The following is a 9,974-nucleotide window of genomic DNA, read 5'->3' as shown; positions in this document are numbered from 1 at the left end:
CGGCTCGCTCCCACATTGGAATGCGTACCCCTGTGGGAGCGAGCCGGCTCCGGGCGGCGTTCCGACGATGAGGCCGTCACAGACACCACAAAAACCACAGACAAAAAAAAGCCCCGACTCATACGAATCGGGGCTTTCGGTTGAAGCGCTACAACGACTTAGCCGTTGAACACGTCATCCACGCTTTTCAGCGGGTAGTTCTTCGGATACGGCAGGGTCGCCACACCAGTCTCGATTGCAGCCTTGGCCACAGCATCGGAGATCAGGGTGATCAGACGCTTGTCCATTGGTTTCGGAATGATGTACTCACGACCGAATTCCAGTTTGATGCCACCGTAGGCGTCGCACACTTCCTGAGGAACAGGCAGCTTGGCCAGTTCACGCAGGGCGTTGGCAGCAGCCACTTTCATTTCTTCGTTGATGCGCTTGGCGCGAACGTCCAGGGCACCGCGGAAGATGAACGGGAAGCCCAGTACGTTGTTGACCTGGTTCGGGTAGTCCGAACGGCCGGTCGCCATGATCACGTCGTCACGGGTGGCGTGCGCCAGTTCCGGGGAGATTTCCGGATCCGGGTTCGAGCACGCGAACACGATCGGGTTAGGCGCCATCGACAGCAGGCCTTCAGCGCTCAGCAGGTTCGGGCCGGACAGACCCACGAACACGTCAGCGCCTTGCAGGGCGTCAGCCAGGGTGCGTTTTTCGGTCGCGTGAGCGAATACCGCTTTGTACTGGTTCAGGTCGTCACGGCCGGAGTGGATCACGCCGGTACGATCAACCATGAAGATGTTTTCAATGCTTGCGCCCATGCTCACCAGCAACTTCATGCAGGAGATGGCGGCAGCACCGGCGCCGAGGCAAACGATCTTGGCATCAGCCAGGGTTTTGCCAGCGATTTCCAGGGCGTTGATCATGCCGGCCGCGGTAACGATTGCGGTGCCGTGCTGGTCATCGTGGAACACTGGAATGTCGCACTGCTCGATCAGAGCGCGTTCGATCTCAAAGCACTCAGGTGCCTTGATGTCTTCCAGGTTGATGCCACCAAAGGTGATGGAGATACGCTTGACGGTGTCGATGAAGGCTTGCGGGCTTTCGGAGTCGACTTCGATGTCGAAAACGTCGATGCCGGCGAAGCGCTTGAACAAAACGCCTTTACCTTCCATGACTGGCTTGGAAGCCAATGGGCCGAGGTTACCCAGGCCAAGAATCGCGGTGCCATCGGAAATGACTGCAACCAGGTTGCCTTTGCCGGTGTATTTGTAGGCCAGTTCAGGATCGCGGGCGATTTCGCGTACTGGTTCGGCTACGCCGGGGCTGTAGGCCAGCGACAGGTCGCGGGCGGTAGCGGTGGCCTTGGTGAGCTCGACACTCAGCTTCCCTGGACGAGGATGGGCGTGATATTCGAGAGCGGCAGTTTTCAAATCAGACATGTGGGCATTCCGCTTTTACTGTTGGACAGACGGACCGCCGAGGATACGCGTGTCGCAAAGTCCCCACAAGACTGACCAGTCACCCCTGTCAAGCGCCCTGCCCTACGACTTTGGGCCAAGAGCCACGGAACACAAGGGATAGACTGTTCACAATCGACATAAAAAATGTCTACAATTTTTTCTTAACGCACCACTTGCAGCATCGCCGGATCAGTCAGCGGCAGAAGCCAGCGCGCCTGCCCGGGTTTCAGGCCACCGCGGCGCCAACGATCCAGCACCCAGCCACGCGCCTCAATTTGCTTGCCCTTCAGCCGCTCAAGTGATGCCACATCGAATTGACTGAGCAAATTGGGTGCAACACGCAATACAACCGAGTCCTGCAACTCAATCCAAACCCCGCCGCGATTGCGCTGGACCTTGCTCACACGACCGCTGAGCACGGCAAAACCGGAAGCGCTGATCTGCTCCGCTTTCAGTACAGGTGATTGCCGCCACACGCCAAGGCCGGCCTGACGGGCGTTGCGTTCGGCGGCTTGCTGGCAACCGACCAAATCGACATTCGGCGCGACCGCAACCTGAAAACCGAGACCCTCGGCGAGCATCTGCGCTTCGAGGTTAGCGCCATCGGCACCGTAGACATGGGCCAGCGTGCGGCCGTAATGGTCTTTGCTTTCTTTACCGGGCGACAAACCCACGCGCCCGTCGCTGGCCGCGACCAGCGCTTCCAGGCGTTTGCGTGCAGCCACGGCAAATGGCTCGTCGGAACGGCCCTGCTTGCCCAGCTCAGGCGTATTCAAGCCGATCATGCGCACGCTGCGGCCATCGCTCAGGCGCAAGGTGTCGCCATCCACCACGCGCTGCACCACGACGGGCGCCAGACCGCTCGGCACCGGGCAAAAGGCCTGGGCGCCGGACAACCAAATCGCGGACACAAAAAAGGCGCCCACGAGGGACGCCTTTTTCATTAGCAAGGTAAAGCCCATGAGGCTTTCGAACCTTACTCTGCAGCAGCAGGCTTCTTGCCGAAAGCACCGAAACGGTCTGCGAAGCGCTGAACGCGGCCGCCAGTGTCCAGAGTCTTCTGCTTACCGGTGTAGAACGGGTGGCACTCGTTGCAAACGTCGATCGGCAGAGCTTTGCCGAAGGTCGAACGGGTTTCGAACTTGTTGCCACAGCTGCAAGTAACAGCAATGACTGGATAATCTGGATGGATTTCAGCTTTCATGGTGTCTTCCTCGGGCTGCGTGCCGCCACCCAACACTATTGTTGAATACCGCACGTAATTAGGCCGCGGATTCTATCAGACATTGACAATCGCGCAAGCTGTCGCTTCTACCGACCGTCTGCTAGGCTCCCGGCCTTCTTCACCGCTCCATCATCGAGAAAATCATCGCGTGCCCAACGCCATTCTCCGCCTCGCCCTGCCCTCGCCGCTGCGCCGCCTGTTCGATTACCGTGCCCCGGCCGGCGTCCTGCGCGCCCAGTTGCAGCCGGGCATGCGCCTGCGGGTGCCGTTCGGCCGACGGGAGATGATCGGGATCCTGGTGGAGGTCACCGACACCAGCGAAGTGCCGGTAGAAAAGCTCAAACCGGCGCTGGCCCTGCTCGACGCCACGCCGCCGTTGCCGCCAGCGTTGTTCAAGCTGTGCCTGTGGACTTCGCAGTATTACCAGCACAGCCTCGGCGACACTTTGAGCTGGGCGTTGCCAGTATTGTTGCGCCAGGGCGAGCTGGCCGAGGCGCGCCAGGAACGTTTCTGGTCCGCCGCGCCCGGCGCCAGCCTGGATGATCCGCGTATCGCCCGTGCGCCGCGCCAGCGCGAAGCCCTGGCCACCTTGGCCCAGCATCCCCACGGGGTCGCCCATCAGTTGCTGAGCAAACTGATGTTGAGCAAAGACAGCCTCGACTTGTTGCTGGCCAAGGATCTGGTGCAGGTGGAGATCCGCAAGCACGCTCCCGGTGCCCGCCACGAACACTGGCTGGCGCAACCGGAGCTGCCGCTCAACCCCGAGCAGCGCGCGGCCTATGAAGCGATTCGCGCCGGGTTCGACAGTTATCACGCGTTCCTGCTGGCCGGCGTGACCGGCAGCGGCAAGACCGAAGTCTATTTACAGCTGATCCGCGAAACCCTCGAAGCCGGCAAGCAAGCGCTGGTGCTGATCCCGGAGATCAACCTCGGCCCGCAAACCCTGGCGCGCTTCGAGCAGCGCTTTAATGCGCGCATCGCCCTGATCCACTCCGCAGTCAATGACCGCGAGCGCCTCGAAGCCTGGCTCGCCGCCCGGGACGGTGACGCCGACATCATCATCGGCACCCGCTCGGCGCTGTTCACGCCGATGAAAAATCCCGGCCTGATCATCATCGACGAAGAGCACGACGGTTCCTATAAACAGCAGGAAGGCCTGCGTTACCACGCCCGCGACCTGGCGTTGGTACGCGCGCGGCAGGAAAACATCCCGATCGTGCTCGGCTCCGCCACGCCTTCGCTGGAAAGCCTGCACAACGCCTACACCGGCCGGTACGGTCTCCTACGCCTTAACGAGCGTGCGGGCGGCGCCAAGCAACCGCGATTCCTGCGTCTGGATGTGAAAAGTCGACCGCTGGACAGCGGCATTTCCGGGCCGATGCAACAAGCCATCGGCCAGACGCTGGCGGCCGGTCAGCAAGTGCTGGTTTTTCTCAATCGACGCGGTTTTGCGCCGACGCTGCTGTGTCACGATTGCGGCTGGATGTCCGAGTGTCAGCGCTGCGATGCGCGAATGACCGTGCACCAACGCTCCGGTGAACTGCGCTGCCACCATTGCGGCTACGTCGAGCGCGTGCCACGGCACTGCCCGAAATGCGGCAAGGTCGATTTACGGCCGGTGGGTGCCGGCACCGAGCGCGCAGAAGAACGCCTGGCGATTCTATTCCCGGACGTCCCGGTGCTGCGGGTCGACCGCGACAGCACCTCGCGCAAAGACGCGATGAACCAGCTGTTCGCCACCATCCAGAAAGGCCATCCCTGCATTCTGGTCGGCACGCAAATGCTCGCCAAAGGGCACCACTTTCCACGGGTGACGCTGGTGTCGATCCTCGATGCCGATGGCGGCCTGTTCTCCGGCGATTTCCGCGCCAGCGAGCGCATGGCGCAGCTGATCGTTCAGGTTGCCGGCCGCGCTGGACGGGCTGAAGAGCCGGGCAAAGTGATTATCCAGACGCACCTGGCGGACCATCCGCTGCTGGTGCAACTGACCGAACAAGGTTATTTCGCCTTTGCCGAACAGGCGTTGAGCGAACGTCGCTCTGCAGGATTACCGCCGTTTGCGCATTTGGCGCTGTTGCGGGCCGAAGCGCACAAACCGGGGCAGGCCGAAGGGTTTCTCGATGAGGCGTGCCGCGAAGCCGAGCGTTTGTTGGCTGAGCAGACTCTGACCGGAATCGAATTGCTGGGGCCGGTGCCCGCGCCGATGGAGCGTCGCGCGGGGCGTTATCGTGCGCAGTTGTTGTTGCAGGCCACGGCCCGGGCGCCGTTGCATCGGCTGCTCGCCAATTGGTTGCTGGTGCTGGAGCAGATGCCGAGCGGGCGAGCGGTGCGTTGGTCGCTGGATGTCGATCCCGTCGATCTGTATTGACGCTTTACCTGTGGTGAGGGAGCTTGCTCCCGCTGGGGTGCGAAGCGCCCCCAAACCCGGTATGCCAGACAAACCGCGTCAGCAGGTTTTACGACTGCTACGCAGCCGAGCGGGAGCAAGCTCCCTCGCCACAGGCTAATTGCCCGTCTATTTGTCACCACATATCCATAACCTGCCCGCTATAGTTGGCAAGCCCGTCTTCGCAACGGATAATGCCCAGTTTTTCCACTAGCGCATCCAGGCGCCGCCGCGCTTGCGGTCGAAAGAGAACACCATGAAAGACACCATTCGCCAGCTGATCCAACAAGCCATCACCCAACTCGTCAACGAAGGTGTGTTGCCTGAAGGCCTGTCGCCGGCGATCCAGGTGGAGAACTCCCGAGACAAGAAGAACGGTGACTTCGCCAGCAACATCGCGATGATGCTGGCCAAGCCTGCGGGCATGAAGCCGCGCGACCTGGCGGAAAAAATCATCGCCGCGCTGCCGGCTGATGAAAACGTCTCCAAGACCGAGATCGCCGGCCCGGGCTTCCTGAATTTCTTCCAGAACACGGATGCCCTCGCCACGCGCCTGGACGCCGCCCTGGCCGATGAGCACGTCGGCGTGCGCAAGGCCGGTCCGGTGCAGCGCACGGTGGTCGACCTGTCGGCACCGAACCTGGCCAAAGAGATGCACGTCGGCCACTTGCGTTCGACCATCATCGGTGACGGCGTGGCACGCGTTCTGGAGTTCCTCGGCGACGACGTCGTCCGTCAGAACCACGTCGGCGACTGGGGCACCCAGTTCGGCATGCTGATGGCTTATCTGCAAGAAAACCCGATCACCAGCGATGAGCTGTCGGACCTGGAAAACTTCTACCGCGCCGCCAAGAAACGCTTCGACGAATCCGAAGAGTTCGCCGATCGCGCCCGTGGCCTGGTGGTCAAGCTGCAAGCCGGCGACCCGGACTGCCTGGCGCTGTGGACCAAGTTCAAAGACATCTCGCTGTCGCACTGCCAGAAAATCTACGAACTGCTGAACGTCAAACTGACCATGGCCGACGTGATGGGCGAAAGCGCCTACAACGACGACCTCATCAACGTGGTCAACGACCTCAAGGCCGCCGGCATGCTGGTCGAGAGTAATGGCGCACAGTGCGTGTTCCTCGACGAGTTCAAGAACGCCGACGGCGACCCGCTGCCGGTGATCATCGTCAAGGCCGACGGCGGCTACCTCTACGCCACCACCGACCTGGCGGCCGTGCGTTATCGCAGCGGCAAGCTCAAGGCCGATCGTGCACTGTACTTCGTCGACCAGCGTCAGGCGCTGCACTTCCAGCAAGTGTTCGCGGTCGCCCGCAAGGCCGGCTTCGTGACGCACCCGATGGAAATGGAACACATGGGCTTCGGCACCATGAACGGCGCCGATGGCCGTCCGTTCAAGACCCGTGATGGCGGCACCGTGAAGCTGATCGACCTGCTGACCGAAGCCCAGGAACGCGCCTACACCCTGGTGAAGGACAAGAACCCCACGCTTGCCGAAGACGAATTGCGCAACATCGCCAAAGTCGTGGGCATTGGCGCGGTGAAATACGCCGACCTGTCCAAGCACCGCACCAGCGACTACAGCTTCAACTTCGACCAGATGCTGAACTTCGAAGGCAACACCGCACCGTACTTGCTGTACGCCTACACCCGCGTGGCCGGTGTGTTCCGCAAACTCGGCAAGGACTTCAGCGAAGTCGAAGGCCAGATCGTTCTCGAAGCGCCGCACGAACATGAATTGGCAGCCAAGCTCGCGCAGTTCGGCGAAGTGTTGAACAACGTGTGCGAAAAAGGCACACCGCACATCTTGTGCACCTACCTGTACGATGTCGCCGGCCTGTTCTCCAGTTTCTACGAGAACTGCCCGATCCTCAGCGCCGACACCCCGGCGCAAATGCAGAGCCGTCTGCGCCTCGCCGCGCTGACCGGCCGCACTCTCAAGCAAGGCCTGGAACTCTTGGGTCTGGAAACTCTGGAGCGTATGTAAGTTGGCTGCCAAGAAAAAACCTGCACCCAAGCGTGGCGCCAGCCGTTACCAAGCTCCTGCAAAACAACCGATCCCGGGTTGGCTGTGGATGGCGATCGGCCTGACAGTCGGCGCGTTCATTGTGTTTCTGATGAAACTGGAACCGGGCAAGGGAAGCGAGAGCGTCAAGCGCGAGAAGATCGAGCAGCAGAAAGCCAAGATCGTGGAGGCCAACAAGACTCCGCCGAGCCCGACGCAACCGGTGAAGCCGAAGTACGACTTCTACACGTTGCTGCCGGAATCGGAAGTGATCGTGCCGCCGGATGCCGTGCCGGAGAAAACCCTGCCGACGCCACAAGTGCCGGCGATTCCGACCACGCCGGTCACGCCTGAGCAGGCGGCGAAGATCGATACTGCGCGCGCTCAGGCCGCGCTGGCCGGGATCACTCCGCCACCTGCGCCACCGGTGTCCAAAGCAGCGCCGGTGACCAAGTTCTTCCTGCAGGCCGGTTCGTTCCGCAAGGAGGCTGACGCGGACAAGGTTCGGGCGCAGATCATTTTGCTGGGCCAGGCGGTGGCGGTTGAATCCGGCACGGTCAAAGACGAAACCTGGTATCGGGTGTTGGTCGGTCCGTTCAGCAATCGCGAACAGCTGACCACGGCGCAGAAACAACTGTCCGGGGCTGGCTTCAGCAACCTGTTGTTACAACAACGCCAGAACCGTTAATACCAACCGCTTCGCGGTTGATCGCCAGCAAGCCGGCTCCTACAAGGGATCGCGTAAATCCTGTAGGAGCCGGCTTGCTGGCGAAGGCGTCAGATCAAACAACACCCCCCTTCCCTGCCAAACACCGCTCGTCCCCTCTCCTATCCCGCAGTTGAAAAACGCATCACCACCCCCATATGAGTTGGCATAAGGCATTTTCGCCCCGCTGCGTGGAGACTCTCCCTTGACCACCATCGTTTCAGTTCGCCGCCACGGCAAAGTCGTCATGGGCGGCGACGGCCAGGTTTCTCTCGGCAATACCGTGATGAAAGGCAACGCGAAGAAAGTTCGTCGCCTGTACCACGGTCAGGTGATCGCCGGTTTTGCCGGAGCCACCGCTGACGCCTTCACCCTCTTCGAGCGTTTCGAAGGCCAGCTCGAGAAACATCAGGGTCATCTGGTTCGTGCCGCTGTCGAACTCGCCAAAGAATGGCGCACTGACCGCTCCCTCAGCCGCCTCGAAGCCATGCTCGCCGTCGCGAACAAAGACGCCTCCCTGATCATCACCGGCAACGGCGACGTGGTCGAACCTGAAGAAGGCTTGATCGCCATGGGTTCCGGTGGCGGTTACGCCCAGGCCGCCGCCAGCGCGCTGCTGAAGAAAACCGATCTGTCGGCCCGGGAAATCGTCGAAACCGCACTCGGTATCGCCGGCGACATCTGCGTATTCACCAACCACACCTTCACCATTGAGGAGCAGGACCTCGCCGAGTAAGCCTGTTCCGGCCTTAGTGCCACGGCTCACTTTTGCTTGAGGACCGCCAATTACTATGTCCATGACTCCCCGTGAAATCGTCCACGAACTCAATCGCCACATCATCGGCCAGGACGATGCCAAGCGCGCCGTCGCCATCGCGCTGCGTAACCGCTGGCGCCGGATGCAGCTGCCCGAAGAGCTGCGCGTTGAAGTCACTCCCAAGAACATTCTGATGATCGGCCCGACCGGTGTCGGTAAAACCGAAATCGCCCGTCGCCTGGCCAAGCTCGCCAATGCGCCGTTCATCAAAGTCGAGGCGACCAAGTTCACCGAAGTCGGCTACGTCGGTCGCGACGTCGAATCGATCATTCGTGACCTGGCCGACGCCGCTATCAAACTGCTGCGCGAACAGGAAATGACCAAGGTTCGCCACCGCGCCGAAGACGCCGCCGAAGAGCGCATCCTCGACGCCCTGCTGCCACCGGCACGCATGGGCTTCAGCAACGATGACGCTCCGGCGTCCGACTCCAACACCCGTCAGCTGTTCCGCAAGCGCCTGCGCGAAGGTCAGCTGGATGACAAGGAGATCGAGATCGAAGTCGCCGAAATGGCCGGCGTCGACATCTCCGCGCCACCGGGCATGGAGGAGATGACCAACCAGTTGCAGAGCCTGTTCGCCAACATGGGCAAGGGCAAAAAGAAAAACCGCAAGATCAAGGTCAAGGAAGCGCTGAAGCTGGTGCGCGATGAAGAAGCCAGCCGCCTGGTCAACGATGAAGAGTTGAAGGCCAAGGCACTGGAAGCGGTCGAGCAGCACGGCATTGTGTTCATCGATGAAATCGACAAAGTCGCCAAGCGCGGCAATTCCGGCGGCGTCGATGTGTCCCGTGAAGGCGTGCAGCGTGACTTGCTGCCGCTGATCGAAGGCTGCACCGTCAACACCAAGCTGGGCATGGTCAAGACCGACCACATCCTGTTCATCGCCTCCGGTGCGTTCCACCTGAGCAAGCCGAGCGACTTGGTGCCGGAGCTGCAAGGTCGTCTGCCGATTCGTGTCGAGCTGAAGGCGCTGACGCCAGAAGACTTCGAACGCATCCTCAGCGAACCACACGCGTCGCTCACCGAGCAGTATTGCGCCTTGCTGAAAACCGAAGGCCTGGTCATCGAGTTCCAGCCGGACGGCATCAAGCGTATCGCCGAGATCGCCTGGCAGGTCAACGAGAAGACCGAGAACATCGGTGCCCGTCGCCTGCACACCTTGCTTGAGCGTCTGCTCGAAGAGGTATCGTTCAGCGCCGGCGACCTGGCCAGCGCCCACGACGACAAGGTGATCATGATCGACGCCGAATACGTCAACAGCCACCTGGGTGAATTGGCGCAGAACGAAGACCTGTCCCGTTATATCCTGTAGGTATGCCACCTCCTGTAGGAGCCGGCTTGCTGGCGATGGCGTACTTTAAATCGCCATCGCCAGCAAGCC

General features: G+C 61.2%; 8 protein-coding genes. 5 read left to right on the top strand and 3 right to left on the bottom strand.

Going from position 1 to position 9,974, the window contains the following annotated elements:
* Window positions 1-158: 158 nt before the first annotated feature.
* From ACRC4F_RS09825 to rpmE, 3 genes are all read right to left on the bottom strand, one after another.
* Entirely contained in the window at window positions 159-1,427 is a 1,269-nt protein-coding gene (locus ACRC4F_RS09825; protein WP_438659127.1) for a malic enzyme-like NAD(P)-binding protein, read from the bottom strand.
* A gap of 182 nt (window positions 1,428-1,609) precedes the next feature.
* Entirely contained in the window at window positions 1,610-2,410 is an 801-nt protein-coding gene (locus ACRC4F_RS09820) for a thermonuclease family protein (RefSeq protein WP_438659126.1), read from the bottom strand.
* Between the two features lie 14 nt (window positions 2,411-2,424).
* Window positions 2,425-2,652, bottom strand: coding sequence for a 50S ribosomal protein L31 (gene rpmE, locus ACRC4F_RS09815; RefSeq protein WP_131061460.1), 228 nt, complete (start codon window positions 2,650-2,652; stop codon window positions 2,425-2,427).
* A gap of 169 nt (window positions 2,653-2,821) precedes the next feature.
* Between rpmE and ACRC4F_RS09810 the strand changes: the two genes are divergently transcribed.
* The 5 genes from ACRC4F_RS09810 to hslU all read left to right on the top strand — a co-directional run bounded on the left by ACRC4F_RS09810 (window position 2,822) and on the right by hslU (window position 9,905).
* Window positions 2,822-5,041 carry a primosomal protein N' gene (locus ACRC4F_RS09810; protein ID WP_438659125.1) on the top strand — a complete coding sequence of 740 codons (2,220 nt, stop codon included), beginning with the start codon at window positions 2,822-2,824 and terminating at the stop codon, window positions 5,039-5,041.
* Between the two features lie 274 nt (window positions 5,042-5,315).
* Window positions 5,316-7,052 (top strand): arginine--tRNA ligase, encoded by a 1,737-nt coding sequence (gene argS, locus ACRC4F_RS09805; RefSeq protein WP_438659124.1) that lies wholly within the window; start codon window positions 5,316-5,318, stop codon window positions 7,050-7,052.
* Between the two features lies 1 nt (window position 7,053).
* On the top strand, window positions 7,054-7,758 hold the full coding sequence (locus tag ACRC4F_RS09800; protein ID WP_438659123.1) for an SPOR domain-containing protein: 705 nt from the start codon (window positions 7,054-7,056) through the stop codon (window positions 7,756-7,758).
* Between the two features lie 223 nt (window positions 7,759-7,981).
* Window positions 7,982-8,512 (top strand): ATP-dependent protease subunit HslV, encoded by a 531-nt coding sequence (gene hslV, locus ACRC4F_RS09795; protein WP_007899242.1) that lies wholly within the window; start codon window positions 7,982-7,984, stop codon window positions 8,510-8,512.
* A gap of 55 nt (window positions 8,513-8,567) precedes the next feature.
* Window positions 8,568-9,905 carry an ATP-dependent protease ATPase subunit HslU gene (gene hslU, locus ACRC4F_RS09790; RefSeq protein ID WP_438659122.1) on the top strand — a complete coding sequence of 446 codons (1,338 nt, stop codon included), beginning with the start codon at window positions 8,568-8,570 and terminating at the stop codon, window positions 9,903-9,905.
* Window positions 9,906-9,974: the final 69 nt, after the last annotated feature.

The sequence above is a fragment of the Pseudomonas sp. genome, assembly GCF_051660785.1.
Classification (GTDB): Bacteria; Pseudomonadota; Gammaproteobacteria; order Pseudomonadales; family Pseudomonadaceae; genus Aquipseudomonas.
The sequence above is the reverse complement of the archived record's forward strand: the minus strand, read 5'-3'. Positions and strand labels throughout refer to the sequence as shown.

What these genes read in the sequence shown, in the direction of transcription:
- ACRC4F_RS09825 (WP_438659127.1), bottom strand. Translation starts at nt 1,427, where the DNA reads ATGTCTGATTTGAAAACTGCCGCTCTCGAATATCACGCCCATCCTCGT.
- ACRC4F_RS09820 (WP_438659126.1), bottom strand. Translation starts at nt 2,410, where the DNA reads ATGGGCTTTACCTTGCTAATGAAAAAGGCGTCCCTCGTGGGCGCCTTT.
- rpmE (WP_131061460.1), bottom strand. Translation starts at nt 2,652, where the DNA reads ATGAAAGCTGAAATCCATCCAGATTATCCAGTCATTGCTGTTACTTGC.
- argS (WP_438659124.1), top strand. Translation starts at nt 5,316, where the DNA reads ATGAAAGACACCATTCGCCAGCTGATCCAACAAGCCATCACCCAACTC.
- hslU (WP_438659122.1), top strand. Translation starts at nt 8,568, where the DNA reads ATGTCCATGACTCCCCGTGAAATCGTCCACGAACTCAATCGCCACATC.